23 protein-coding genes are annotated in these 24,196 nt (G+C 61.2%); 19 read left to right on the forward strand and 4 right to left on the reverse strand.

Annotated elements, in window-relative coordinates; translation table 11 throughout:
* Nucleotides 1-162: 162 nt before the first annotated feature.
* From PQR54_RS12295 to PQR54_RS12305, 3 genes are all read right to left on the reverse strand, one after another.
* Entirely contained in the window at nucleotides 163-594 is a 432-nt protein-coding gene (locus PQR54_RS12295) for a TerB family tellurite resistance protein (protein ID WP_408245879.1), read from the reverse strand.
* Between the two features lie 130 nt (nucleotides 595-724).
* Nucleotides 725-2,344 carry a class I adenylate-forming enzyme family protein gene (locus tag PQR54_RS12300; RefSeq protein ID WP_408245881.1) on the reverse strand — a complete coding sequence of 540 codons (1,620 nt, stop codon included), beginning with the start codon at nucleotides 2,342-2,344 and terminating at the stop codon, nucleotides 725-727.
* A gap of 457 nt (nucleotides 2,345-2,801) precedes the next feature.
* On the reverse strand, nucleotides 2,802-3,974 hold the full coding sequence (locus PQR54_RS12305) for a porin (protein WP_408245883.1): 1,173 nt from the start codon (nucleotides 3,972-3,974) through the stop codon (nucleotides 2,802-2,804).
* Between the two features lie 617 nt (nucleotides 3,975-4,591).
* Here PQR54_RS12305 and PQR54_RS12310 point away from each other — a divergent pair.
* The 4 genes from PQR54_RS12310 (at nucleotide 4,592) to PQR54_RS12325 (ending at nucleotide 7,793) form a co-directional block, all read left to right on the forward strand.
* Complete coding sequence (locus PQR54_RS12310) at nucleotides 4,592-4,873, forward strand: hypothetical protein (RefSeq protein ID WP_408245885.1); 282 nt, start codon at nucleotides 4,592-4,594, stop codon at nucleotides 4,871-4,873.
* A gap of 458 nt (nucleotides 4,874-5,331) precedes the next feature.
* On the forward strand, nucleotides 5,332-6,303 hold the full coding sequence (locus tag PQR54_RS12315; protein ID WP_408245888.1) for a LysR family transcriptional regulator: 972 nt from the start codon (nucleotides 5,332-5,334) through the stop codon (nucleotides 6,301-6,303).
* A 79-nt stretch (nucleotides 6,304-6,382) separates the two neighbouring features.
* The gene (locus tag PQR54_RS12320) at nucleotides 6,383-7,114 is read left to right on the forward strand and encodes a nitroreductase (protein WP_408245890.1); all 732 of its coding nucleotides are present in this window, start codon (nucleotides 6,383-6,385) and stop codon (nucleotides 7,112-7,114) included.
* A gap of 73 nt (nucleotides 7,115-7,187) precedes the next feature.
* Entirely contained in the window at nucleotides 7,188-7,793 is a 606-nt protein-coding gene (locus tag PQR54_RS12325) for an NADPH-dependent FMN reductase (RefSeq protein ID WP_408245892.1), read from the forward strand.
* A 138-nt stretch (nucleotides 7,794-7,931) separates the two neighbouring features.
* Here the strand turns inward: PQR54_RS12325 and PQR54_RS12330 are convergent, their stop codons facing one another.
* On the reverse strand, nucleotides 7,932-8,489 hold the full coding sequence (locus tag PQR54_RS12330; protein WP_408245894.1) for a 4-hydroxylaminobenzoate lyase: 558 nt from the start codon (nucleotides 8,487-8,489) through the stop codon (nucleotides 7,932-7,934).
* A gap of 542 nt (nucleotides 8,490-9,031) precedes the next feature.
* Here PQR54_RS12330 and PQR54_RS12335 point away from each other — a divergent pair.
* From PQR54_RS12335 to PQR54_RS12405, 15 genes are all read left to right on the forward strand, one after another.
* Nucleotides 9,032-10,165 (forward strand): porin, encoded by a 1,134-nt coding sequence (locus PQR54_RS12335; RefSeq protein WP_408245896.1) that lies wholly within the window; start codon nucleotides 9,032-9,034, stop codon nucleotides 10,163-10,165.
* A 137-nt stretch (nucleotides 10,166-10,302) separates the two neighbouring features.
* Entirely contained in the window at nucleotides 10,303-11,676 is a 1,374-nt protein-coding gene (locus PQR54_RS12340; protein ID WP_408245898.1) for an MFS transporter, read from the forward strand.
* 91 nt (nucleotides 11,677-11,767) lie between these two features.
* The gene (locus PQR54_RS12345) at nucleotides 11,768-12,733 is read left to right on the forward strand and encodes a LysR family transcriptional regulator (RefSeq protein WP_408245900.1); all 966 of its coding nucleotides are present in this window, start codon (nucleotides 11,768-11,770) and stop codon (nucleotides 12,731-12,733) included.
* Between the two features lie 164 nt (nucleotides 12,734-12,897).
* Nucleotides 12,898-13,389 (forward strand): cupin domain-containing protein, encoded by a 492-nt coding sequence (locus PQR54_RS12350; protein WP_408245902.1) that lies wholly within the window; start codon nucleotides 12,898-12,900, stop codon nucleotides 13,387-13,389.
* A 35-nt stretch (nucleotides 13,390-13,424) separates the two neighbouring features.
* The gene (locus PQR54_RS12355; RefSeq protein WP_408245904.1) at nucleotides 13,425-14,420 is read left to right on the forward strand and encodes a hydroxyquinol 1,2-dioxygenase; all 996 of its coding nucleotides are present in this window, start codon (nucleotides 13,425-13,427) and stop codon (nucleotides 14,418-14,420) included.
* Between the two features lie 94 nt (nucleotides 14,421-14,514).
* On the forward strand, nucleotides 14,515-15,978 hold the full coding sequence (locus PQR54_RS12360) for an aldehyde dehydrogenase family protein (protein ID WP_408245906.1): 1,464 nt from the start codon (nucleotides 14,515-14,517) through the stop codon (nucleotides 15,976-15,978).
* Nucleotides 15,979-15,984: 6 nt separating this feature from the next.
* Nucleotides 15,985-17,043 carry a maleylacetate reductase gene (locus tag PQR54_RS12365; protein WP_408245908.1) on the forward strand — a complete coding sequence of 353 codons (1,059 nt, stop codon included), beginning with the start codon at nucleotides 15,985-15,987 and terminating at the stop codon, nucleotides 17,041-17,043.
* 41 nt (nucleotides 17,044-17,084) lie between these two features.
* The gene (locus PQR54_RS12370) at nucleotides 17,085-18,374 is read left to right on the forward strand and encodes an ABC transporter substrate-binding protein (protein WP_408245910.1); all 1,290 of its coding nucleotides are present in this window, start codon (nucleotides 17,085-17,087) and stop codon (nucleotides 18,372-18,374) included.
* A 20-nt stretch (nucleotides 18,375-18,394) separates the two neighbouring features.
* Nucleotides 18,395-19,117, forward strand: a complete 723-nt coding sequence (locus PQR54_RS12375; RefSeq protein WP_408245912.1) for an ABC transporter ATP-binding protein — start codon at nucleotides 18,395-18,397, stop codon at nucleotides 19,115-19,117.
* A gap of 2 nt (nucleotides 19,118-19,119) precedes the next feature.
* Complete coding sequence (locus PQR54_RS12380; RefSeq protein ID WP_408245914.1) at nucleotides 19,120-19,830, forward strand: ABC transporter ATP-binding protein; 711 nt, start codon at nucleotides 19,120-19,122, stop codon at nucleotides 19,828-19,830.
* Nucleotides 19,827-20,693: a branched-chain amino acid ABC transporter permease gene (locus PQR54_RS12385; protein WP_116121178.1), complete on the forward strand. Its 867-nt coding sequence runs from the start codon at nucleotides 19,827-19,829 to the stop codon at nucleotides 20,691-20,693. Before PQR54_RS12380 ends, PQR54_RS12385 begins: the two co-directional genes overlap by 4 nt.
* Before the next feature lie 10 nt (nucleotides 20,694-20,703).
* Nucleotides 20,704-21,795 (forward strand): branched-chain amino acid ABC transporter permease, encoded by a 1,092-nt coding sequence (locus tag PQR54_RS12390; RefSeq protein ID WP_408245916.1) that lies wholly within the window; start codon nucleotides 20,704-20,706, stop codon nucleotides 21,793-21,795.
* Nucleotides 21,792-22,667 (forward strand): intradiol ring-cleavage dioxygenase, encoded by an 876-nt coding sequence (locus tag PQR54_RS12395; RefSeq protein ID WP_408245918.1) that lies wholly within the window; start codon nucleotides 21,792-21,794, stop codon nucleotides 22,665-22,667. Before PQR54_RS12390 ends, PQR54_RS12395 begins: the two co-directional genes overlap by 4 nt.
* Before the next feature lie 12 nt (nucleotides 22,668-22,679).
* Entirely contained in the window at nucleotides 22,680-23,048 is a 369-nt protein-coding gene (locus tag PQR54_RS12400) for a Rieske (2Fe-2S) protein (protein WP_408245920.1), read from the forward strand.
* A complete protein-coding gene (locus tag PQR54_RS12405) occupies nucleotides 23,045-24,178 on the forward strand; it encodes a porin (protein ID WP_408245922.1) in 1,134 nt (377 codons plus the stop codon). Before PQR54_RS12400 ends, PQR54_RS12405 begins: the two co-directional genes overlap by 4 nt.
* The last annotated feature ends 18 nt before the right edge of the window (nucleotides 24,179-24,196 follow it).

Genomic DNA, 24,196 nt, shown 5'->3' on the forward strand with positions numbered 1-24,196 from the left:
AACGAGGGGCCCAGGCACAATGGCGGAAAAGACAGAGTGATCCATGCGGAACGGGCCTCCTTTTTTTATCGCGCGGGCTATGGCACTTACGTCGATTGATCCTCGCAGCCATGCTGCAGATTATATGGCCGGTGGTGCGAAGGGCCGTGCGTTATGCGGCTGTTACGAACCGAACGTGCCCGCTAGCGCAGCTTGCCGAACCGGACGAGCGGGCATTTGCCAGGCTTCGCGCAGCAGCCTCAGGTATTCGGCCTCGCGATAGCAGTGGCTTCGGTCGGCCATGACGGCTTCGCTGCACAGTTCCAGGATGTCGCGACGAAGGCGCCGATCCTGGACATCGGCCGCGAGCAAGGCGAGCGTCGCCGGATCGACCTGACATATGTCGCTCCAGTTGAGACACCCGGAGCGCGTCAGGTCTTCGCACAGCGTTTGAACGATCGAAAGCAATCGGTATCGGTTCAACAACAGGCGCTTTTCCATGCCGCAGCGATCGAGCGCTTCTAGTTCGGCGAGGCTGAGATGTCCGTCGATAAGAAGGCATGCCGCCAGGATGCGGCCTGCTGCTTCGGGACTGTTGCATTGATAGTGACGCATTTGCTACTCCTTTCCATATCGGCAAGAGCGGGGCGGCGAAATGAACCCTGAGATGAGCCGGGCGAATCGCCGTGACATTTCAGTTGACCTCACGCATGCACTAGCTGAGGAAAACGGAAAAATGGGTGTTTCATGGGGCGGGTCGGGTTGCATTGGCCGATGCATTCCGGCGACTGTCCGGCCGCCTCTCTGCGCCGAGATCGATCACCGATGGGCGTATGGCGTGGCGCTGCTGCGAGTCGCCTTGAATGATCATCCCGATTGCGCCGCGGTCTGGTTTTCCCTGTTCCGTAAGCGGCACGCGATCCACCACGACGATACGAATCCGGCTGGCCACTAACGGGCCAAGTGCGATTTCGAGCCTGTGCTTGCATCGCGCGAGGTCCGCTTGTCCGGCGAGCCATGTTTCGATCAACGCGTTCCATCCGTGTTCACTGGCAGAATTGTTCGCGGCCAGCGCGACGGCGTAGCGAACGTCCGGTAAGCGGCACAAGACATCTTCGATCTGGGTCGGGCCAATCGTCAGTCCATCGATTTCCGCGACATCGGCTGCGCGGCCGAGAACGTGCAGATTGGCTGCTTCGTCGATGAAGCCGACGTCGCCGGTCAGGCACCAGCCATCCTGAAACTTTTGTGCTTCTTCGACCGGCTGATGGTAGTAACCATCCGCCACGGCGGCCGACTTCACTTCGATGTTTCCGCACTGTCCCGCATGCGCCAATGTTCCATCGGCACGGCGCAAACGTACCTCGACGCCGGGTCGAACAGGGCCCGCGCAGGCCAACAGTTCCGGATTCGCCTCATAGGTGGATGGCGGCAGCATGCTGACGACACCGGTTTCGCTCGCCCCGTAAAGATGCGTAAGCACAGGACCCAGACGCGCGATCGCGCGTTGCCGCAGTACCGCGGGCGCTGACCCGCCGACGTGCGCAATGGAGCGCAGCGACGACAAGTCGCGCCGGCCGACGTCCGGGTGGTCCATTGTTTCGAACAGTTGAGGCTCGACGAGAAGCACGTCGGTGATCCGTTCCGATTCGATCGTCGCGAGCGTCGCCGCGGGATCGTATCGACGCTTCAACACGACCGTACCGCCGCCGATAAGCGTGGTGTCGACGAGCACTTGCGACAGGTAGGCGAGCGGGCCATTGATAAGCTGACGCCGATCCATATCGTTCGGCCCGCAGACCATCGCCGAATACGCCGCGAAAGACCGGCGGCTGCATTTCGGCACACCCGTCGTGCCGCCCGACGAGACGACGACCGCGAGATCGTCGGCGCTCAATTGTGTGCGCAACGGCAGATCCGACTGCGCTTGCGCGAGCCTGTCCAGCCGTGAAGACACAGGACCGACGCCAACGAAGAGCACGTGGCTCTCGAGCGCAACGGGGATATGGTGAAGGGTTTCCGGGAAGGCTACGATAAGCGTCGGCTGGACGCGGGTCAGCAAGGCCGCGCGACGTTCGGCATTCGCCAATGCAGGCACGAACATCGTAGCGGAACCGAGCAGGTTTGCCGCGTAGCGAATCGCAAGCGCGTCCGGACAATTGGGCGCGAACAGTGCGACCAGAGAGCCCCTGCCGATGCCTAGCACTTCAAGCGCCCGCGCATAGCGAAATATTGCCGTTCGCAGGGTCCTGCCCGTTACGTCATGGTCGAAATAGCGCAGTACCGCCCGATCAGATTGTGTTTCCAGTTCATCGAGCAAGGCGTCGACATAGGGCCGAAACGCTGATTTTCCGTCGTTTTGCATGATTGCTCCGCTCCAGTGATGCGTGATTCGAAATGCGAATCAGGCTGTGCTGTAACGGATTGTGCGTTTGCATAATGAGCGGAGAATTAGCGGGTGTGAGTGTGGGTGTGTGGGCGTTATTTGGCCAGCGCCGCGAGTAATTGATTCTTGACGATCGCCGTGGCCAGTTGCTGCCGCCCGAATTCATACTTGAGTTCATCTCCACAATCGAGCTGACTTCGACGCGCGGACGCCGGAGCAGGCGCGCCACATGCCTTCCGGTCAGCGACGCGGCCTCGAAGCCTATGAACGGGTGACGTTTCAGCAATGACGTGACCGACGCATCAGCCGGCGCGATCACCGCCGCATCAGATTCCCTATCAGTCCTCCAGCCCAACAAGATCTCATGACGCGTAAAGCGACACAACGAAAGCCGCGCTCCGACAGCCTCCTGCTTCAGCCGCGCAACAAGCTTCGATCAGAACTTGTGACGAATGCCGAGGCTGACGATTTCCTGCGTGCGCGAATCTCCCGCGAAGCCGTAGTCAGCCACCGACGCAACCGCGGGTTGTAGCTGCTGCGGTGGCGAACTGCGCGGATTGCGCTGCGTGCCGCTCGCGCGCTGCCAGGCACCAACCAGGTAAAGGTCCGTGCGCTTCGACAGGTTGTAGTCCCCGCCCAGCGAAACCTGGTTATACGATGCGGACGTGTCGCCCGAGCCGTGCGTGTAGGTATAGCCGAGACCTAGCAACGCGGCAGGTGTCACCTGATAGCCCAAATAGCCGCCGGCTACGTTGTAGCGCTCGGTGGAGGCAAACGTCGAGGCGCCGTCAGGTTTGTACTGCGCATTGCTGTAACGCACGCTGGCCGTGAACGGGCCGGTGACGAATTGCACGGCAACCGAAGCGATGCCGATCGACTTCGCCGTTGCGTATGCACCGTTGACGATCGAATCGATCGTGCCGTCAGACGTGCTCGTAAAGGAGTTGTTCGGCCGTATTACGCCAGAGTTGGCGTTGTTCATGCGGATGTAGCCTGCTGCCACACTGAACGGACCTGTCCCGTAAGTTGCCGCACCGGACCACGTTTGCTGCGAACCCGTCTGGCCTGCCACGCCGCCGAACGCGTACATGCCTTCGAACTGGAAGCCCGACCACGTCGGCGAGGTGTACTTGACCGCGCTATTCGTGCGCGAACTGTTGTCGTTATTGTCAACGTCGCCCGGAGTCGTGAATGTGCTGCCGAAGTAGTTGTCAGCCGTTAGCGGCTGAACCAGGTCGACGAGCGGGTCATATTGACGGCCAAGCGTCACGGTACCGTAAGCTTGATGCGCCAGGCCGACGTACGCCTGACGGCCGAACATGCGGCCGCCCTGACTCAGTTGGCCGTTGTTGATGTCAAAGCCGTTTTCCAACTGGAAGATCGCCTTCAGGCCGCCGCCGAGATCTTCCGTACCCTTTAAACCCCAGCGGTTGCCCTGCAGGTTGCCGCCGGCCAACTGGTAAAGGTTTTTGCCCTCCGGATTGGCGTTGTGCACGAACTGAAACGCTTCATCGATGACGCCGTAGAGGGTAACGCTGCTTTGTGCATGTACTGCGCCGGTTGCACCGAGCAGTGCAAGCGAGACGGTAGATAGAGCGATTCGTTTCATCGATATTCTCCACGCAGACGATTGGGGTGCCGTTGCGAAACTGAGCGTAACTCCACACCTTTGGATACCGAAGCAAAAACGAAAGTCTGTCGCGAAATTCTGACACTTTTCCATGCACGGATTTCGCCCTGGGATCAAATCGAAAGCGTCTGCCTGTGCACAAAAATATCCGATAAAAATTCTGCGGCTGGTTCATAGCAAACGCGGATTGTGCACGCAGCTCGACGACAGATTCTGCTTGTTGGATTGCCGCATACAAAGACCCGAAAAAGCGTTCGATACAGTCAAACATCGCGGCTCATCGATTTCACCAAACCGCTTCGTGCTTGACATCAAAGCCTGTTTATTTTCAGGTGGTTAGGGGCGGTGAGTTCGTAAGCGCATCCGGCTTGGCATAACCCATGCGTTGTTAGCCGCGGGCGCAACAACGACCGGTCTCGTGCTTTCGCCGCGGCGTCAGCAATATTGCTCACATCGATTGAAAATGCGTTGTTCGTTTGAGCCTTCCTGTCAGCGCGCGACAGGCCCTTTATTTCTTCCGTCAACGTTGAATAGCGCGCCGAAAATGTACCTCAGGCAGGTGCATTCGAGTATTCAACAAAGTTATTGGAGTACTTATGAAGACGAAGTTCATCGTCGCTTTGTTAGTTGCAAGCTCTGCCTCGTTGGCTGCTCCCGCGTTCGCGAGCGGTTACGGACCCGCACCGTTCTATCGCCCCGACGTCGGCAAGTCGGCAGCGCAACGTGGTCAAAGCGCCCAGACGTTGGCGGCGGAAAGCAGCCCGGGAAGCATGGTTGGTGAAAACGGTAGCGGTGTCGGCGGTAACGAATCGGTCAGATCGCAGTCTGGCGCGCGTGCGCCGGTGAATAGTGACGGAGTGATGTATCGCGGCAATTGATGACCCCGGTCGCGGGGCGCGCTTCATTCTGCGCTCTGCGACTGAACTCTCGCTTTCAGGCTAACAGAGCAGCAGGCCTCGACGTCAGCAGAGAGCCCTCGATAAAATCGCGGGGAGACGACACATCATCATGCGCGCTAACCGGGCCTATTTCAGTTTGCACTCGCGTTTAGCAGAACCATCCCGCGTATGTCCGACACGTATGGCCTGGTTCGTTGGCGTAGTGACATCCGACTTCAACACGCCTCTCACATATCCGGATTGCCGTACCAACTGGTCTAGTGTCTCGTGAAGAAAAACAGATAGTCCGCAATTTCTCCGACTGCGCCAACTCAGGCAAAGCGCCGCGAGTGACCACATCAGAAAACCGATCGCGCCGATTTCGATTCATGCCGGTTTCGAAGCACGGCTCGCCGCGAGTAAAATAATCCGACTGCCATGCCAACCCTTCAAAAAACATGAACCTCGGCCGGATCGACCTTAATCTCCTGCGCGTATTCGACGCAGTGTTCGAGGACCGCAATCTGGTCCTTGCCGGAAAGCGGTTGAATCTCAGCCAGTCCGCCGTGAGTCACGCGCTGGGGCGGTTGCGGGACGCACTCGAAGACGACCTGTTCGTCCGGACCTCGAAAGGAATGGAGCCAACCGCGCGGGCAGTCGCGATGGCAGCCCCGTTGCGCAACGCACTCCACCAGATTCAGGTGGCGCTCGGCGACGAGCCGTTTCGCCCCGACGTTGCCGAACGCGAGTTCGTCGTCGCGGCGAACGACTACATCACGATGCTTCTTCTCGGCCGTCTCAGTCAGAGACTCGCGGCGGAAGCGCCGATGGTGAACCTCGTCATACGGCCTTCCACGCGGTTGGATCTCGCGGGGCAGATCGACATCGGCCGGATCGACATCGCGATTGGGATTTTTGCGGAAGTGCCCCCGCGCTTTCAATCGATGATGGTGTGGCAGCAGAGAGATGTGCTGGTGATGCGTCAGGATCATCCCATTGGCGACCGGGCCGTTACTCATGATGATCTGTTGAGCTATCCACTCGTGGCCGTCTCGCTCGGTGGCGCGGAAGAGGGGGCGGTTGGCGGTTTTATCGTTGAACGGGGTTTGGCGCGGCAGTCGGAAATGTTCGATCGGCAGGCGCTGGAAGATGCCTTTCCAGAGGGACTCGCGCGTCCGCGGCTGCGGGTCGCGGTCGCTCATTCGCTGGCGATCCCTGCGTTGCTGCGTCACAGCGAGATGTTCGCCGTCGTACCTTCCCCATTGGGACGCGAGTTCGAGCGCTACGGCGAGCTGAAAGCACGGGCAACGCCGTACCCGTCGCCGGAGTCCGTGGTCAGGGCGGTGTGGCATGCACGAAACGCGCACGACCCGGCGCTACAGTGGCTGCGGGCGCAGATACTCGACATCGGCAGGCAGGTTCGAAGCTAGCCAGTCCCGTTTTCTTCAAGATCATCTTGCAGGTTTTTCACCGCGCTCGATGTTCTGGCTGTGCCATCATGGGGACACTATGCAGATAGATCTCCCCAAGGCCGTGGAGACCGGCCATCAAATGCATTCGGACGCTCAAGTCGTCGATTCGGTTATCCGCTCACGGAAAGCCGTTCGCGTTTTTCGTCCCGATGCCGTCTCACAGAAAGACATCATTGAGATTCTCGATGTCGCTCGCGCAGCGCCAAGCAACTCGAACATGCAGCCGTGGCGGGTACACGTGCTGCGCGGACGAAGCAAGGAGTCGCTGAGTGAGGCCCTTGTGCGTGCCCATGTCGCGGATTTGCATCCGCCGCTACAGCATGTTCCAGATCCGATGCCGGAAGCTTATCGCCCGATGCAGGAGGAGTTCGGCGCGCGATATTACGGTGCCCTTGGTATCGACAAGGCGGACGCCGCCGGCCGAGCCCGCGCGACAGGCCGGAACTTTGGATTTTTCGGGGCACCTGTCGGCCTGATCTTCACGATCGACGCGAGACTAAAGAAGCACAGCTGGCTCGACTATGGTCTCTTTCTACAGACGGTCATGCTCGCGGCCCGCGCACGCGGCCTCGATACGTGCCCGCAAGTATCGTTCGCGCGGTATCAGACGATCATCGCGGAACATCTCTTACTCGCGCCGGGCTTTGACGTGGTATGCGGTATGTCGCTCGGTTACGCGGACCAGGATTCAGCGGTCAACAGACTCGCTATTCCGCGCGAGGCGGTCGAGAAGTTTGCAACGTTTGTCGGCTTCGACGAAGAGGCATAGAGCAGACGGCGGTTGTTTCCCGATCGGCTAATCAGTCGTTCTCCTTTCAGAATCCGCGCACACCGCAATTGCGGTGCGCGCATCTACTTTCCAAAATATGACAGTAAAGATCCTTGCCTTTTGCGGGAGCTCCCGCCGTGAGTCCCTTAACCGAAAGCTGCTGGAAATCGCTGCGTCTGCGGCACGAGCGGATGGCGCGGAAGTCACGTTTATCACACTCGCCGACTTTCCCTTGCCGATCTATGACGTTGATGTTGAAAGTGCGCATGGTGTTCCTGAGCGGGTGCGAGCACTGCAGGAATTGTTTGCCGGACATGATGCGCTGCTGGTGGCTTCGCCCGAGCATAACGGTGGTTACACCGCTGCGCTGAAGAACATGCTGGACTGGGTAAGCAGGCCGACGGCGTCGGGAAGCTCTGGCCTCACGCTATTCACGGGTAAGGTGGCCGCGGTTGTTTCTGCATCGCCGGGGCCGATGGGCGGTATTCGAGCCATGCTCGGAATGCGCGGTGTTCTTGAGAAGCTGGGCGCGATCCTGATTCCTCAAGGGTTCTCGCTGGGTTCTGCCCATCAGGCATTTGGCGAAAATGGCGGGCTTATCGATGAGAAGGCGGATGCCGAAGTGCGACGTGTCGGTCTTGGACTCGTCGGCGTGACGAAACAACTGGCCGGCAAGTGATTGCGGTGCGCGGGCGCGAGTCAATGCGGCCGCTGTGATGCTTGTCTGGCGCTTTAGATTCCGGATTGAAGAGAAACCGGTGTCGACACAACGCAAGCAAACGCAGGACGCGCCGTTACCGACGGGTCCTGCATTTGATCAATTTGCGTCAGGCGCCTTGACGTTGTACGCAATCCGTCCTGCAGGCAGAAAAAACAACGCAATGATTGCACCGCCCTTTGCTTCCGGATAGTGATGACTGCCCGGCGCCGGCGCGGTCCAGCCGCCATAGCACCAACCGTTTGGACCGGCGAGGGCCGCGCCTTCGTTTAGCGACACCACCATATTGAATTCGCCGTAGGGATGCGCATGGTAATCACCCCGGAAGCTTCCCTCCGGATTGTTCTGGTCATTACCGGTGCTGTCCATATACACCGCCGTAATGCTGAATCCAAACGTCTCTTCTGACGGGTCGACAAGACGTGCGCGCCGATACCTGCGTCCGGATATTTCGATGTTGGCCGCCCAGCCTTCTTCCACTACGCCAATCGTGATCAGGCGTTTGAGGTCTTTATAGAACTCACTCGACGTGCCGTACTTCTCGTTGAGCCACTGTTCGACCTCGTTACCCGTAGTCAGGTCCTTGACCTCCTCGAGAAAGGGCAGGCATTTCGCTATCAGTTCATCTCTACTGCTTGGGTTATTGGCTTGTGACAAATTGGTCCTCACTAGTGTGAAGGGCTGCTCGTGCAGTCCGGATCGACGACGCCGCGTCGAAGATGGTGGGCTTTGCCTGTCGACATATAGCGACCAGGCGCTCACCGCTGCAGTCACGATGCCATATCGCTGCTCAAGGACGAAGGGGCGAGTTTTCAATACCACATTGAATGATGTTCAAGTGCCGATCATCGTAATAGAAACTGGTCGAGGCACCGTGTGGAGGCTGGGAGTTGCCGCATTCAATAGGCATATGAACACAATTCATTTCGATGAGCGAGGCGCCCGGCGGTTCTCTCTTAAAGGCGTCAGCGCATGAAAATCACCTCTGACCACCCCCTGCAAAGAAAAGTAGATGCGTCTACGTGCGGACAGGAGAATTTAAATTTTTAAGATGTTCGGCGGATGCGCGTCCGATTTCCGTCGCCCCTCGTTTCACCGTGTTGTTGCTTTTTATTTGCAAACATAAGCTCCGAACCAATGATCCGTATCACATAAAGTAGTTTGGATAACGAAGAGACTTGTCAATCATTGGGAGGAGTATGAAGCGTGGAAGGTTTGCAGCATTCGGTCTTGGGATGTTGAGTGCATCGGCTTTCGCACAGAGCAGCGTCACACTATATGGCTTGATCGATACCGGCATCGAGTACGTGTCTCATGCAAATGCCGCCGGCGATCACGTCGTTCGGATGCCGGGTATCAGCGGGGAACTGCCGTCCCGGTGGGGGATCCGCGGAGCCGAGGATATCGGGGGCGGCTGGAAGGCCGTCTTTACCCTCGAGAACGGCTTCAATACGAGAGCCGGAGACATTGGACAAGGTGGGCGTCTGTTCGGTCGCCAGGCGTGGGTCGGCCTCGATGGACCGTGGGGCGCGCTAACCTTTGGACGCCAATACAACATGGTCTATTGGGCGTTGTCCGATGCGGACATGCTGGGCCCCGATGTCCACGGAATTGGCGCGCTGGACAATTATCTGCCCAATGCGCGGAGCGACAACAGCATCGTCTACAAAGGCAGCTTTAAAGGAGTCACCGTCGGCGCCTCGTATTCGTTCGGACGCGACTCGGCCGGCACCGGCAATTCGCCGGGACAGGGCACGTGTGCTGGTCAGGTTGCAGGTCAGTTCAACCCATGTCACGAGTGGAGTGCAATGCTCAAGTACGACGGAGCAAGCTTTGGCGTTGCAACTGCGTACGACGAACAGCGAGGCGGTGCAAACGCCGCAGCGAATTTCTTTGATGGCATCGGGACCTTTCCCACTACGTCGGGCGCAGACAAGGACACGCGCATCGCGGCGAACGGGTATGTCAAACTCGCCGGCCTGAAGCTCGGAGCGGGGTGGCTGGGAAGGCATGTCGAGACGAACTCCATGGCCGCGCCCGACGTACGATCGAATCTCTTCTTCGTTGGCGCCGAGTATTTCGTGACACCGGGCTTTGTGATCGACGGCGAAGGCTTTCGGATCGTGGTCCGGGAGCAGGATGCGCGGGCAACGATGGCAACGCTTCGCGCCACTTATTTCCTGTCGAAAGCCACGGCTGTTTATGCCGGCGGTACGTATCTGTGGAACAGCGCGAAGGCGCACTTTTCTGCGAGCGTGGGCGGCGGGGGCACGACACCGGCGGCGGGTATGGGCCAGTTCGGCGTGATGGCAGGCATCCGGCACCTGTTCTGACCGGGCACGTGGACGAAGCACGAGTTGCCTGAGCGAAGCGACGGGCATCGTGCTGCGTGAATCCGCAGGGCAATCATTCATCAAGGCAGGCGGACGTGTTCTCGCGAACGCTCCGCCCGCGCGATCACGGAGTTGGTATGAGCAAACAGGATATCGGCGAGCAGAATGTGCTCGACGTCGAGCGTTTCATCGACGATCGGAGATTTTCACCTTATCAGTGGTTGATTTTGTTTTTCTGCTTTCTGATCGTCGCGCTGGACGGATTCGATACCAGCGCAATCGGCTTCGTTGCGCCGGCGATCGCGAAAGAGTGGGGCGTGACAAAAATCGCGCTGGGCCCCGTATTGAGTGCCGCGCTCGTGGGCCTCGCAGTCGGTGCGCTGCTTGCCGGACCGATTGCCGACAGGATCGGGCGTCGCAAGGTTCTGATCGGATCGGTCTGCTTTTTCGGTGTGTGGACGATCGCCTGCGTGTTCGCTTCGGGTGTCTGGCAACTATCGGTGTTTCGCTTTCTGACGGGCATCGGGCTCGGCGCAGCACTTCCCAACGCGACGACGTTGTTGTCGGAATATGTGCCGGCGAGATCTCGATCCTTGTTGTTGAACGTCATGTTCTGCGGATTCACGTTGGGCGCTTCAGCCGGTGGCGTGGTCGCGGCTGCATTGATACCGGAGTTCGGATGGCGCGCGATTTTCGTCGCGGGCGGCATTGCCCCAGTCCTGCTTGCATGTGCTCTTGTTGCGCTGCCGGAGTCGGTGCGATTCATGGTGATCAAGGGCTGGCCGGCTGAGCAGATTCGTCGAGTACTTCAAAGAATTGCCAGTGGAGAACCAATGACTGTTTCAAAGTTCTCTGTATCCGACCGGGTGAGCGAGAAGGAAAAAGCGCCGCTTGCGCTTATCCTTTCCGCACGCTACAGATTCGGCACGTTGATGCTGTGGGTAGCGTACTTCATGGGTCTGCTTGTCTATTACATGCTGACGAGCTGGATGCCGACGATGATCCATGACGCGGGGTTCACGTTGCGTCAGGCGTCGCTAGTGTCGGCACTGTTTCCGGCGGGAGGCGTAATCGGCGCATTGGGCTGCGGCTGGTTGATGGACCGCTTCAACCCCTGGCGAGTGGTCGCGCTCGCATTTCTGTTGCTGGGTGGCGCTGTCTGCGCAATGGGACAAGGCACGGCCAATGTTCAGTCGCTTGGGATCGCGACTTTCGTGGCGGGTGTCTGCATGACGGGCGCGCAAATGTCGATGCTGGCCCTTGCGGCGCTGTTCTATCCGACGCACGGGCGCGCCTCCGGCGTTGCGTGGATGCTCGGTATCGGGCGCTTGGGCGGCATTCTCGGCGCGCTCGGTGGCGGCGCTCTCTCTGCTGCCGGCTATAGCATGATCGCCATTTTGACGTCGATGGCGGCGCCCGCCTGCGTTGCGGCGATGGCATTGCTTGTGGCGGTGTCGGTCAATAGTAAGCAGGGGAGCTTGCAAGCGGCGATTGTCGATCCGGGTCCATAGGAAAAGAGATGCGCCGCCGAATTCGCGTTAGCATCTCGGTACAGAGGAGATGACGGCGACAAAGCGCTCGCCGCAGCGACAGGAGTCAGCATTGGATCTATTCACATCGATGGAAGCGTTCGTCCGCGCCGCGGAAGCGCAGAGCTTCGCCGGCGCGGCGCGCCAGTTGGGTGTCGCCAAGTCGGTGGTGACCTCGCGCGTCAAGCAGCTCGAAGACCATTTCGGCGTGCCGCTCTTTCATCGTTCGACGCGGGCGGTGCGCCTTTCCGAACTCGGCGAGACCTACTACCGCGACTGCGCTGAACTGGTCACCAAGGTCCACGATCTGTCCGGCCGCTCGCGCGGCGATCCGCAGGCGCTCGCGGGCACGCTCAATATCCATGTCCTGCCGGGCTTCGCGCTTGGCCATTTCTCGCAGACGCTGATCGAATTCCGCGCCGCATACCCCCGCGTGGAATTCGTCGTGACCGTCAACGACCGCGTTATCGATCCGGTTCAGGAAGGCTTCGATCTGGCGTTGCAGATCTATCCGCCGGCGTCGAACCTGCTGGTCGAGCGGCGTCTCTTTCCTGTGCGCGGCGTGCTCTGCGCCGCGCCCGGCTATCTGAAGGAGGAACCGCTGATCGAGACACCGCTCGATTTGCTGCGCCACGATTTCGCCCGCTATTCGTACTACCCGTGGGGCGACAAGTGGCCGCTGATGCGTGGCAACGAGTGCTTTGAAATCGCGCTGAATCCGGTGCTCAAAACCAATAGCGTGCACCTTCTGCTGGAATTCGCGAGAGCCGGCGCGGGCGTCGTCTATCTGCCGACCATGGTCGCCGCCGCCGATCTGCTCGAGCGCCGGCTCGAGCGCGTGCTGCCGGAGTACGCGGCGCCGCCGCTGTGGCTCTCGGCGGTGTATCCTGCCTCGCACCGCTCGACCACCAAGGTCAAGACCTTTGTCGACTTCCTGCGCGCGCGCTATCTGCGTGAGCCGCAGTGGGACAGGGCGCTCGGCATCGCACCGCCCGAAGACGAAACGAAAAGCGTCGGCGAGGAACTGTCCGACAGTTGAGGCCCGCCCAGGGCCTATGAGGGTTCGCCACCAGGTAGTTTCCCTGGCGCGATTCTGGAGCACCCAAGGTTCGCGTTTCCCGACCCTCAGAGCATTGCTGTAGCGCCTGCCGCCGCTTAATCTTCGATGCAAGCAACGCATTCGTGGATCAACTGGAGGCAGACATGCAACAAACCTGGTTCGGCAGCCTGGACAACTTTCGGAAAGGCTCCATCGAAATCATCAAGGGCAAACCGGAACATTACGCGATGTCGAATGTGTTCGACGTAGCGAGCCGCGCTGAGCCCTACGAGAAAGTCGTCGTCGGCAAAAATCTCAAGTACGTGATCGAGACGCTGCGCGCGGAAGGTTCTTCGCCGTGGTTTGCTGCGTCGCACGATGAGTTCGCGGTCGTGCTCGACGGCGAGATCGACATCTATTTCATCAAACCCTTGGATGGCCCGCTGGTCGACGCGCAGACCGAAGGCAGCGTGCGCCTGGAAGGCGAGCCGTCGGGCAAGTCGATGGGGCATGTGCGGCTGCGTCGCGGCCATCAGGCACTGCTGCCCGCGGGTGCCGCCTATCGCTTCGAAGCAAAGACCAAAGGCGTGCTGCTCGTGCAGACGATCCTCGGACGCTATTCGGTCGAGAAGTGGGCCGACATCTGCATCCACTGAATCCCTCTACACGATCGATCCATCCGGAGCCCATCATGGACAAACTCAGCACCCTGCAAAACGTCACCGCGAGCGAGGCCGACGCGGTCACCGGTTATCGCACCTTCTGCCTAGGTGATTTCGAATTCAGCCGCGACGCGTATTTCGCCACCGTCAGATGGCCGGCCAAAGGCCAGACCCGCTCGCACCAGATGCACGCTGACGACTTCCTGCGCGCGATGATGCGCGACGTCGCGTGGGGCTTCTTCTATGGCTGGGTCAACTTCGACGAAGTGATCGGCACGCGCAATCACTACGGCAAGGTCGACATGTACGCCGGCGCATATAACGCGAGCTTCAAGGAGGCGGGCGTCGATCATATGCAGCAGTTCGACACGCCGCTCATTATGGCGACCTTCAAGGCGATCCTGAAGGACTGGGTCAATGAAGGCTTCGACCCGTTCGCCGCGCCGGAAGAAACCGGCTCCGCATTCGGCACGAAACACGGCGACAACATTGCCGCGATCGAGCGCACGCGGATTGCCACCAAGCGCATGCCGGGCCTCGAAGGCGACTCGCCGTTGCGCGACGATCTGCCCGTCAATCGCCAGTTTGCCGACGTGGGTCAGGACGAACCCGAGATTCACGCGGAGCCGGGTTTCGAAGGCGCGCTGCATGCGTTCAGTCTTTTCAAATACCTGTCGCGCTCGGACGTGACGTGGAATCCGTCGGTCACGTCGGTCTGCCAGCAGAGCCTGTTCTGCCCGACCACCGAGGAATTCGTGCTGCCGGTGTTTCATGGCAACGACCGTGTCGAGTGGTTCCTGCAACTGTCCGACCAGATCATCTGGGACGTCGCTGACAAGGACAGCGGCGAGCCGCGCGCACGCATCACGATGAACGCGGGCGATATCGCCGCCATGCCGGCCGATATCCGCCACAAGGGCTACTCGCAGAAGCGTTCGATGCTGCTGGTGTGGGAGAACGCGACGCCCGATCTGCCCAAGCGCTACGAAAGCGGTGAACTGCCGCCGTATCCGATTCAGATGTAACCCGCCGGCATTCCCCTGATCGTCGATCGAACGGCGCCAGACCGCTGGCGCCGCGGGGAAAGTCGCGTCCAGGTTTTACTTGCACAGGACTGACATGCAAACGCAACTCTTCATCGGCGGCCGCTTCGTGCCGGCTGCAAACGGCGAAACGCTCGCCTCCCTCAATCCGCACGACAACTCGGTGATCGCCGAGGTCGCGATGGCGGGCCCGGCCGATGTCGATCGCGCCGTCGCGGCGGCGAAGGCGGCGTTTCCGAAGTGGAGCAATCTCGCCGCGATGGAGCGCGGGCGGCTGCTTCTGAAGCTGGCCGACGCGATCGAAGCGAACGCCGATCAACTCGCGCGCCTCGAATCGCTCGATACGGGCCACCCGATCCGCGATACGCGCAATCTCGATGTGCCACGCACGGCAGCCACGTTCCGCTATTTCGGCGGCATGGCTGACAAGTTCGAAGGTTCGGTGATTCCGGTCGAGCAGGGCTTTCTGAACTATATGACGCGCGAACCGGTCGGCATTGTCGGGCAAGTGGTGCCGTGGAATTTCCCGTTGATGTTCACGAGCTGGAAGATGGCGCCGGCGCTCGCCGCGGGCAACTGCGTGATCATGAAGCCGGCGGAACTCACGCCGCTCTCGAGTCTCGCGATTGCCGCGCTGATGGCCGAAGTGGGTTTTCCGGAAGGCGTCGTCAATATTCTGCCAGGCCTGGGTCACGTGGCGGGGCAGTACATTGCCGAACATCCGGAGATCAGCAAGGTCGCCTTCACGGGATCGACTGCTGTGGGCCGCAAGATCGTGCAGGCGTCGAGCGGAAATCTGAAGAAGGTGCAGCTCGAACTCGGCGGCAAGGGCGCGAATATCGTATTCGGCGACGCCAATATCGATGCCGTGGTGCAAGGCTCGGCATTCGCGATCTTTCACAACCAGGGGCAGGCCTGCATCGCCGGTTCGCGGATGATCGTGCACGAATCGATCGCCGACGAAGTGCTCGAGAAGTTCGTCGCGTTGAGCCGCACGATCAAGATCGGCGATCCGCTCGATCCGTTGACCGAGATGGGACCGCTCACCTCGCGTCAGCATCGCGACCGTGTGCTTTCGTTCGTCGATGTCGCCCGCGAGCAGGGTGGTCGCGTGCTGGCAGGCGGCAAGGCGCCGGACAATGCGGCGCTCGCCAACGGTTGCTATGTCGAGCCGACCATCGTCGAAGCGAAGCCGGAGCATCGGGTCTCGCAGGAGGAAGTGTTCGGGCCGTTCATGACGGTCACGACATTCCGCACCGACGAAGAAGCGCTAGCTATTGCGAACGGCACCGAATACGGTCTCGGCGCGGGTCTGTGGACTCGCGATCTGCAACGCGCGCATCTGGTGGCTCGCGAGATTCGCGCCGGCATGGTGTGGATCAACTGCTACAAGCGCGTGAGCCCGGCGTCGCCGTTCGGCGGCGTCGGCGCAAGCGGCTACGGCCGCGAAATGGGTTTCGAAGCGATGCGCGAATACACGCAGCCCAAGTCGGTCTGGGTCAACGTGGATGCGCAGATTCCGCCTTACTACCCGCGCTGAATCGCCATGGATTCGTTCATCTATAACGGCCTGCCGTCACGCGTGATTTTCGGCGCGGGCAGTCTCGATCAGCTCGATCGCGAGATCGGTTTGCTCGGCGCCACGCGGGCGATCGTGTTGTCCACGCCGAAACAGCGCGCGCAGGCAGAAGCGCTCGCGGCAAGTCTCGGCTCACGGGCGGCAGGCGTGTACGCCGAAGCCGTGATGCATGTGCCGGTCGAAACCGCCCGTGCGGCACGCGAGTTCGCCGTAAGCGTCGGCGCCGATTGCGCGATCGCGATAGGCGGCGGTTCCACCACAGGGCTCGGCAAGGCGATTGCGCTCGAAACCGCGCTGCCGATCATCGCGATTCCGACCACGTATGCGGGCTCCGAGATGACACCGATCTACGGCCTCACCGAGGGCGGCGTCAAAAAGACCGGCCGCGATTTGCGCGTGCTGCCGAAGACGGTGATCTACGACCCGGCATTGACGACCTCGCTGCCGCCCGCGTTGTCGTTGACTAGCGGCATCAACGCCATCGCCCACGCCGCGGAAGGACTCTACGCACAGGACGCGAATCCGATCATCAGCCTGATGGCGGAAGAGGGCATTCGCGCGCTCGGTCAGGGCCTGCCTCGCGTGATGCAACAACCAGAAGACCTCGCCGCGCGCGGCGATTGCCTGTACGGCGCCTGGCTATGCGGCGCGGTGCTCGGCAGTGTCGGCATGGCCTTGCATCACAAGCTGTGCCATACGCTCGGCGGCACCTTCAATCTGCCGCATGCCGAGACGCACACCATCGTGTTGCCGCACGTGCTCGCCTATAACCGAGCGGCCGCGCCCGGGGCGATGAAGCGTATCGCCCACGCATTGCACGCCGACGACGCGGCGCAAGCCGTATTCGATCTCGCACACGATCACGGCGCACCGACGGCGTTAAAAGACATCGGCCTGACCGCAACCGATCTCGATGTCGCACTCGATCTCGCCTTGAAGAACCCGTACTGGAATCCGCGGCCGGTCGAACGAGTACCGCTGCGTGCGTTGCTCGAAGCCGCCTTCGACGGGCGGCGACCCGACTAGCGCGCCCACTTCACTCGTACAAAAAAATTCAGGAGACAACCATGGACTCACCTACTTTCGATGCGAGACGCCGCCGCTTTGTCAGCCTCGCGGCAGGCGGCGCGCTCGCCGCCACGACCTCGGCGTTCTCGCCGCTCGTCTTCTCGGCAGGCCCGCGCACGCTGAAAATCGGCTACGTATCGCCGCAAACCGGCCCGCTCGCGCCGTTCGGCGAAGCGGACCGCTTCACGATCCAGCAGATGCAGACGGCGCTAAAAAACGGCATCGTGATCGGCGGAAAATCGTATCCGGTGTCGATTGTGGTCAAGGACAGCCAGTCGAATCCCAATCGCGCCGGCGAAGTCGCCAACGACCTGATCCTCAAGGACAAGGTCGACATCATGCTGGTGTCCGGCACGCCGGAGACCGCCAATCCCGTGAGCGACGCGTGCGAGCTGAACGAGATGCCGTGCGTGTCGACGGTGGTGCCCTGGCAGCCGTGGTTCTTCGGCAGAAAGGGCGATCCCAAGAAGGGCTTCCGCTTCACCTATCACTTCTTCTGGGGTCTGGAAGATGTGATCACCGTCTACACCGGCATGTGGCAATCGGTGCAGACCAATCACAGCGTGGGCGGCCTGTTCCCCAACGACGGCGACGGCAATGCATGGGGCGACGCCAAGCTCGGCTTTCCGCCGGTGCTTGCGCAAAAGGGCTTCACGCTCAAAGACCCGGGCCGCTTCCAGAGCATGACGCAGGACTTCTCCGCGCAGATTTCATCTTTCAAGCAGTCGAACGCGCAGATCGTTACCGGTGTCGTGATTCCGCCCGACGCCAAGAACTTTCTCGTTCAGGCGCGTCAGCAGGGCTTGAAACCCAAGGTCATTTCGATCGGCAAGGCGCTGCTGTTTCCGACCTCGATCGAAGCGCTCGGCAATCTCGGCGACGGACTTTCCACTGAGGTGTGGTGGTCGCCTTCGCATCCGTTCAAGTCGTCGCTGACGGGGCAAAGCGCGCGGCAAGTCGCCGACGACTACGAGCGCGTCACCTCGAAGCAATGGACCCAGCCGATCGGCTTCGCCCACGCGCTATTCGAAATCGCCGTCGATTCATTGAAGCGCGCCAAAGACGTCGACTCGAACGAAGCGATCCGCGACGCGGTTGCCTCGACGAAGCTCGATACGCTGGTCGGCCATGTCGCGTGGGGCAACGGTCCGGTGAAGAATGTCGCGAAGACGCCGCTCGTCGGCGGCCAATGGGTGAAAGGGCAGAAGCATCCCTTCGATCTCGCCATCGTCAATAACCAGCTCGCGCCGAGCGTGCCGCTATCCGGCCCACTCAAGTTGATTGCCTGAATTGAAAGCGGAGAGCAGTGATGAACCCAGTGCTCAGACTCACCAGCGTGTCGAAGCGTTACGGCGCGCTGCAGGTGACCGACGACATCAGCTTCGCGGTCGAACGCGGCGAAACCTACGGCATTCTCGGCCCGAACGGCGCCGGCAAGACCACGCTATTCAACCTCGTCAGCGGCGACGTGCGGCCCGATCAGGGCAGCGTCGAATTCGACGGCGCGCATGTGAATCACTTGCCGCCGCATCGACGTTGCGCGGCGGGGATCGGCCGCTCGTATCAGGTGCCGCGGCCGTTCGGCGGAATGACGGTGTTCGAGAACCTGCTGGTCGGCGCGACCTTTGGCGGCGAATTGACCGGCCACGCCGCGTACGACGTTTGCGTCGATGTGCTCGAACGCACCGGCCTCAAAGCTCGTGCCAACCAGTTGGCCGGAACGTTGGGACTGCTCGACCGCAAGCGCCTCGAACTGGCTCGCGCGCTCGCCACGCAGCCGCAATTGCTGCTGCTCGACGAGATCGCCGGCGGTCTAACCGAACCTGAAACGCACGCACTCGTCGACGAGATTCGCCGCGTCAAGGAGCGTGGCGTGACGATCGTGTGGATCGAACACGTCGTGCATGCGCTACTCGCAGTCGCTGACCGTCTGCTGGTCATCAACTTCGGCAAGCGCCTCGCGGAGGGTCTGCCCGCCGCCGTGATGGACGACCCCGAGGTGCGGCGCGTGTATCTCGGACTGGAGGCTTGACCATGTCGGCACTATTGGAGACTCATGCGCTGAGCGCGTTTTACGGCGACTTCCAGGCGCTTTTCGGCATCGACGTGACGGTCGCGCCGGGCGAAGTGATCGCGCTGATCGGATCGAACGGCGCGGGTAAATCGACTTTTCTGAAATCGGTGGCGGGCCTGCTGCGCCCGGGCGATGCCGGGCAGATTCTGTATCGCGGCGAGCCGATCGGCGCTGCTGCGGCGGCGAGCATCGTCGGCAAGGGCATTGCGCTGGTGCCGGAAGGGCGGCGCCTGTTCGCGAGTTTGACCGTCGAAGAAAACCTGTTGCTCGGCGCGTTCAGCAAGCGGCCGGGGCGCTGGAATCTGCAAAGCGTCTATGCGTTGTTCCCGGCGTTGCGGGAGCGCCGCCATCACGCGGCCACCGCGTTGTCGGGCGGTCAGCAACAGATGGTGGCGATCGGCCGCGCGTTGATGAGCAATCCCGATCTGCTGATGTGCGACGAACTCTCGCTCGGCCTCGCGCCGGTGATCGTCCGCGAAATCTATGCGGCGTTGCCCGAGATCGTCTCGCATGGCATGAGCGCGATCGTCGTCGAACAGGACGTGCAACTGGCGCGGCGTGTGTCGTCGCGTTTCTATTGCCTGCAGGAAGGGCGCGTTTCGTTGACGGGCGTATCGGCGGAGGTGTCCGACGAGGCGATCACGCAGGCATATTTTGGAGTGGCCGCATGAACACGTTCATCAATATCGTCGTGCAGGGCGTGCTTTTAGGTGCGCTTTACGGGCTCTTCGCGATGGGCCAGTCACTCGTGTTCGGCGTGATGCGTCTCACCAATACCGCGCACGGCGACTTTATCGTGCTGCTGGTGTTCGTGCTGTTCGCGTTGACGAGCTTTGCCCATCTGCCGCTCGCCGTCGCGCTCGTGCTGTTGCTCGTGATCGCGTTCGGCGCGGGCTATGGCGTGCAGTTCGCGCTGCTCAACCGCGTCAGCAGCCGCGATCCGCTGCCGTCGCTGATCGTCACGTTCGGTCTGTCGATCGTGATTCAGAACGTGTTGCAGCAGATCTTTTCCGCCGATCCACGTTCCATCGCCACCGGCAGTTTCGAGTCGCGCAGCATCACGCTCGCGGGCGGCATCACGCTTGGTTATCTGCCGCTCGTCACGCTGGTGGCAACCGTGGCGCTTGCCTTCGCGATGCAGTGGCTATTCGGCCGTACGCCGCTCGGCCGCGCGTTTCGCGCCACCTCGGACGACCGCGAGATCGTGCAGCTGATGGGCGTCTCGTATCGCCGCACTTATGCGCTGGCGATGGGCATCGCCTTCGTGCTGATCGCGGTGGCTGCGGCGCTGTATTCGATGCGCACAGCGGTGTCCCCGACCGATGGCCCGGCGCTGCTGCTGTATGCGTTCGAAGCGGTGATCATCGGCGGCATGGGGTCGTTCTGGGGCACCTTCGTCGGCGGTATGGCGCTCGGTATCGCGCAGCAGGTGGGCTTTTACTTCGACCCCGGCTGGGGCATCTGGCTCGGCCACGTGGTGTTTCTCGGCGTGCTGGTGGCGCGGCCGCAGGGCTTGCTGCCCAAAACCGCATAGAGGCTTCGACATGACCATGCAATTGAACCAGCCCGCAGCGGGCTTCGAGGTGCGGCGCGCGACGCGTGCGAGCCGCGTGGCGGTGATCGTGCTGCTGATCGTCGCGCTGGCGGTGGCAAGCGCGCCATGGTGGGCCGGACGCGATGCGATGCGCGACTTCGTGCAACTGGCGTCCTACCTGGTATTCGCGTTGATGTGGAATCTGCTGGCGGGTTATGGCGGGATGGTGTCGATCGGCCAGCAGGCATTCTTCGGCATCGGCGGCTACGGGATGCTGATTCTCGCCAACTACTGCGGCATCTCGCCGTTCATCGCGGTGCCGATTGCGGCCGTGATTGCGACGGTGGTGGCGATTCCGGTGTCGATGGTGGCGTTCCGGCTCGAAGGCGGCTACTTCGCGATCGGCACCTGGGTGATCGCTGAAGTGTTCCGGCTCACGGTGGCGAACGTCTCGGTGCTCGGCGGCGGCTCGGGCACGAGTCTCACCGCATTGCAGGACGTGCCGCGTGCATTGCGCGAATCGCTGACGCTGTGGCTCGCGCTGGCCATCGTCGCGGCGGCGATCGGCCTGCTGTATCTGTTCCTGCGCTCGAAAGCCGGTCTCGCGCTCACTGCCATGCGCGACAACGCGGTGGCGGCGAGCAGTCAGGGTGTGGACGTGAAGCGCGCGCGCCTGATCGTCTATCTGGTGTCGGCATGCGGCACGGCGTTGGCGGGCGGCCTGTACTTCATCGGCAACCTGCGCATTTCGCCCGATGCCGCGTTCTCGGTGAACTGGAGCGCGTTCGGTATTTTCATCGTGATGATCGGCGGGCTGGGCACGCTCGAAGGGCCGATCATCGGCGCGCTGATTTTCTTTCTATTGAACCAGTTCCTGTCCGATTTCGGCACCTGGTATCTGATCGGCCTCGGCGCATTGGCGATCGTCGTGACCCTGTTCTTTCCGCAAGGATTGTGGGGCTTCGTCTCGCACCGCTACGGCCTGCAATTGTTCCCCGTGGGCCGGCGCGTCGTGTTTCGTGACGCCGGTCCGGCTCAACAACGCTCGCCCGGCGGCGCGTCCGATTCGCTCGACGCGGGCTCGGCGGCACACCGCGCATGAGGCCAACCATGAACGATAAAACCATCCACCCGTTAACTCAGAACGTGCTCGATACGTTCGCCGATTGCACCGATCCACGCCTCAAGCAGATCATGACCGCGCTGGTCACACACCTGCATGCATTCGCCAGCGAAGTTGAACTGACCGGCGACGAATGGCTTCGCGGCATCGAATTCCTGACAGCCACCGGCAAGATGTGCAAAGGCATCCGCCAGGAGTTCATCCTGCTGTCGGACACGCTCGGCCTGTCGATCATGGTCGATGCGATCAATCACGGGCGCGGCGGTGTCACCACCGAAAGCAGCCTGCTCGGCCCGTTCTATCGCGAAGGCGCGAAGGAAGAAGAATTCGGCGCCAACATCGCCCGCACCGAAGGCGAGCCGACGCTGATTCATGGCCGCCTCGTCGACGAACGCGGCGCGCCGGTGGCCGGTGCGTTGATCGAGGTGTGGGAGACCGCGAATAACGGCATGTACGAAGGCCAGGATCCCGATCAGCCCGAGAGCAATCTGCGCGGCAAATTCCGTTCAGGGCCGAACGGCGAATACGCATTCAGGACCATCAAACCGACCAGCTATCCCATTCCGACCGATGGTCCGGTCGGGCAGATGCTGATGGCGACCGGTCGTCATCCGATGCGGCCTGCCCACATCCATTTTCTGATCGTTGCGCCGGGCTACGAGACGCTGACAACGGCGCTTTACTCCGATGGCGATCCCTATGTCCACTCGGACGCGGTGTTCGGCTCGAAGCCGTCACTCGTGATCGATTACGTGCCTAACCACGACGCAGCCGCCGCAAAAGAGTGGGCGCTGCCGAGTCCGTTCTTCGAAGTACGGCGCGACTTCGTGCTGTCCGCTCATCACGCATGAGGAGGCGAGGCAATGAACGCGGCGAGTCCCGAACCTCTTCAAGGCTTTCTCTGCACGCTCGATGACATTCCCGACGGCGGCGCGCTTGAAATCCCCGCTGACCAGGCTGGCGCGCCAGGCATCGTGGTTCTGCGTCGCGGCGACGACGCATGGGCATACCGCAACATGTGCCCGCATTTTTCGATTCCACTGAACTACGAACCGAACACGTTCTGGGCTTACGACGCCGAATTGCTGATGTGCGCGCATCACAGCGCGATGTTCCGCTTCGAAGACGGCGTGTGCGTGGATGGACCGTGTGAGGGCGCATCGCTCACGCCGGTCGACATCCGCATCGAACGACGACAGATATTCAACAACGACTGGAGGAGACAGCTATGAAAAGCAGGAAGCCGAAGTGCCTGGCGATCGCAGGCTACACGTTCGCCTGCATCGCGCCGGGTATCGTGCCGAATATAGCCGGCGCGCAAAGCAGCGTGACGCTGCAAGGCGTGATCGATGCGGGCGTCACCTATGTGAACAACCAGCATGGCGGCGCCGCGACGCTGTTCGACAGCGGCGTACTCTCGCCGGACTTGCTGACATTCAAAGGCAGCGAAGATCTGGGCGGCGGCAATAAGGCGATTTTCGAACTCACGTCGCAGTTCGATCTGGGCAGCGGCGCGACGATTCCGGGCGCAGGGCAGATTTTCAACCGCACTGCGCTGGTGGGTCTCACCAACGACCGCTTCGGCTCGCTCACTTTCGGCACCCAGTACGACTTCATGTTCGAGACGCTGACGCTCGGCCTGTATGACGGCGCGTTCCTGTTCGGCGGCATCTATGATTTTCGTCAGGGGCCGTTCACCGCGCTCGGCGTGCCGAGCAATCCAACTGGCTCATTCGATTTCGACCGCATGGCAGGCGCGACGCGAGTCGGAAACTCGGTCAAATATCGCAGCCCCGACATCTCGGGTTTCACGTTCGGTGCGCTCTATGGATTCGGCGGCGTGCCCGGCTCGTTCTCGTCGGACTCGACGATGAGCTTCGGCGCGAACTATGCGAACGGCCCGCTGGGTATCGGTGCGGCCTATGTCGAGGTCAAGTATCCGCAACTGGGCGACGGTCACGACGGCATCCGCAATTTCGGCTTCGGCGCGCATTACAACTTCGGCGCGGTGCTGGGGATGCTGCTCTACACCAACACGAAAAATACCGCGAGCGGCGCGAAGATCGAAGTCTACAAAGGCGGCGCGTCGTGGACGATCTCAGCTCCGTGGACGCTCGGTCTCGACTACGCGTACATGAAGGGCAACGACGTGCTGCTGAACAACAAGGCGCAACAGGTCACCACCGCGTTGCAGTACAGCTTTTCGAAACGCACCACCGCTTACGTCGAAGCGATCTATCAACGCGCCAGTGGCGACGCGGCTGTGACGCGGGCATGGATCAACGGTTTGCTGCAACCGGATGGCGCGGCGAGCAACCGGTCGCAGACGCTTGCGCGCGTTGGTTTGCGTACGAGCTTTTGACAAGGCAGGGGCGCACGG

This window comes from Paraburkholderia phytofirmans, from assembly GCF_046028095.1.
Classification (GTDB): Bacteria; Pseudomonadota; Gammaproteobacteria; order Burkholderiales; family Burkholderiaceae; genus Paraburkholderia; species Paraburkholderia phytofirmans_A.

What these genes read in the sequence shown, in the direction of transcription:
- PQR54_RS12295 (WP_408245879.1), bottom strand. Translation starts at nt 594, where the DNA reads ATGCGTCACTATCAATGCAACAGTCCCGAAGCAGCAGGCCGCATCCTG.
- PQR54_RS12300 (WP_408245881.1), bottom strand. Translation starts at nt 2,344, where the DNA reads ATGCAAAACGACGGAAAATCAGCGTTTCGGCCCTATGTCGACGCCTTG.
- PQR54_RS12385 (WP_116121178.1), top strand. Translation starts at nt 19,827, where the DNA reads ATGAACACGTTCATCAATATCGTCGTGCAGGGCGTGCTTTTAGGTGCG.
- PQR54_RS12375 (WP_408245912.1), top strand. Translation starts at nt 18,395, where the DNA reads ATGAACCCAGTGCTCAGACTCACCAGCGTGTCGAAGCGTTACGGCGCG.
- PQR54_RS12320 (WP_408245890.1), top strand. Translation starts at nt 6,383, where the DNA reads ATGCAGATAGATCTCCCCAAGGCCGTGGAGACCGGCCATCAAATGCAT.
- PQR54_RS12390 (WP_408245916.1), top strand. Translation starts at nt 20,704, where the DNA reads ATGACCATGCAATTGAACCAGCCCGCAGCGGGCTTCGAGGTGCGGCGC.
- PQR54_RS12370 (WP_408245910.1), top strand. Translation starts at nt 17,085, where the DNA reads ATGGACTCACCTACTTTCGATGCGAGACGCCGCCGCTTTGTCAGCCTC.
- PQR54_RS12365 (WP_408245908.1), top strand. Translation starts at nt 15,985, where the DNA reads ATGGATTCGTTCATCTATAACGGCCTGCCGTCACGCGTGATTTTCGGC.
- PQR54_RS12395 (WP_408245918.1), top strand. Translation starts at nt 21,792, where the DNA reads ATGAGGCCAACCATGAACGATAAAACCATCCACCCGTTAACTCAGAAC.
- PQR54_RS12310 (WP_408245885.1), top strand. Translation starts at nt 4,592, where the DNA reads ATGAAGACGAAGTTCATCGTCGCTTTGTTAGTTGCAAGCTCTGCCTCG.
- PQR54_RS12360 (WP_408245906.1), top strand. Translation starts at nt 14,515, where the DNA reads ATGCAAACGCAACTCTTCATCGGCGGCCGCTTCGTGCCGGCTGCAAAC.
- PQR54_RS12405 (WP_408245922.1), top strand. Translation starts at nt 23,045, where the DNA reads ATGAAAAGCAGGAAGCCGAAGTGCCTGGCGATCGCAGGCTACACGTTC.
- PQR54_RS12305 (WP_408245883.1), bottom strand. Translation starts at nt 3,974, where the DNA reads ATGAAACGAATCGCTCTATCTACCGTCTCGCTTGCACTGCTCGGTGCA.
- PQR54_RS12400 (WP_408245920.1), top strand. Translation starts at nt 22,680, where the DNA reads ATGAACGCGGCGAGTCCCGAACCTCTTCAAGGCTTTCTCTGCACGCTC.
- PQR54_RS12355 (WP_408245904.1), top strand. Translation starts at nt 13,425, where the DNA reads ATGGACAAACTCAGCACCCTGCAAAACGTCACCGCGAGCGAGGCCGAC.
- PQR54_RS12335 (WP_408245896.1), top strand. Translation starts at nt 9,032, where the DNA reads ATGAAGCGTGGAAGGTTTGCAGCATTCGGTCTTGGGATGTTGAGTGCA.
- PQR54_RS12340 (WP_408245898.1), top strand. Translation starts at nt 10,303, where the DNA reads ATGAGCAAACAGGATATCGGCGAGCAGAATGTGCTCGACGTCGAGCGT.
- PQR54_RS12315 (WP_408245888.1), top strand. Translation starts at nt 5,332, where the DNA reads ATGAACCTCGGCCGGATCGACCTTAATCTCCTGCGCGTATTCGACGCA.
- PQR54_RS12380 (WP_408245914.1), top strand. Translation starts at nt 19,120, where the DNA reads ATGTCGGCACTATTGGAGACTCATGCGCTGAGCGCGTTTTACGGCGAC.
- PQR54_RS12350 (WP_408245902.1), top strand. Translation starts at nt 12,898, where the DNA reads ATGCAACAAACCTGGTTCGGCAGCCTGGACAACTTTCGGAAAGGCTCC.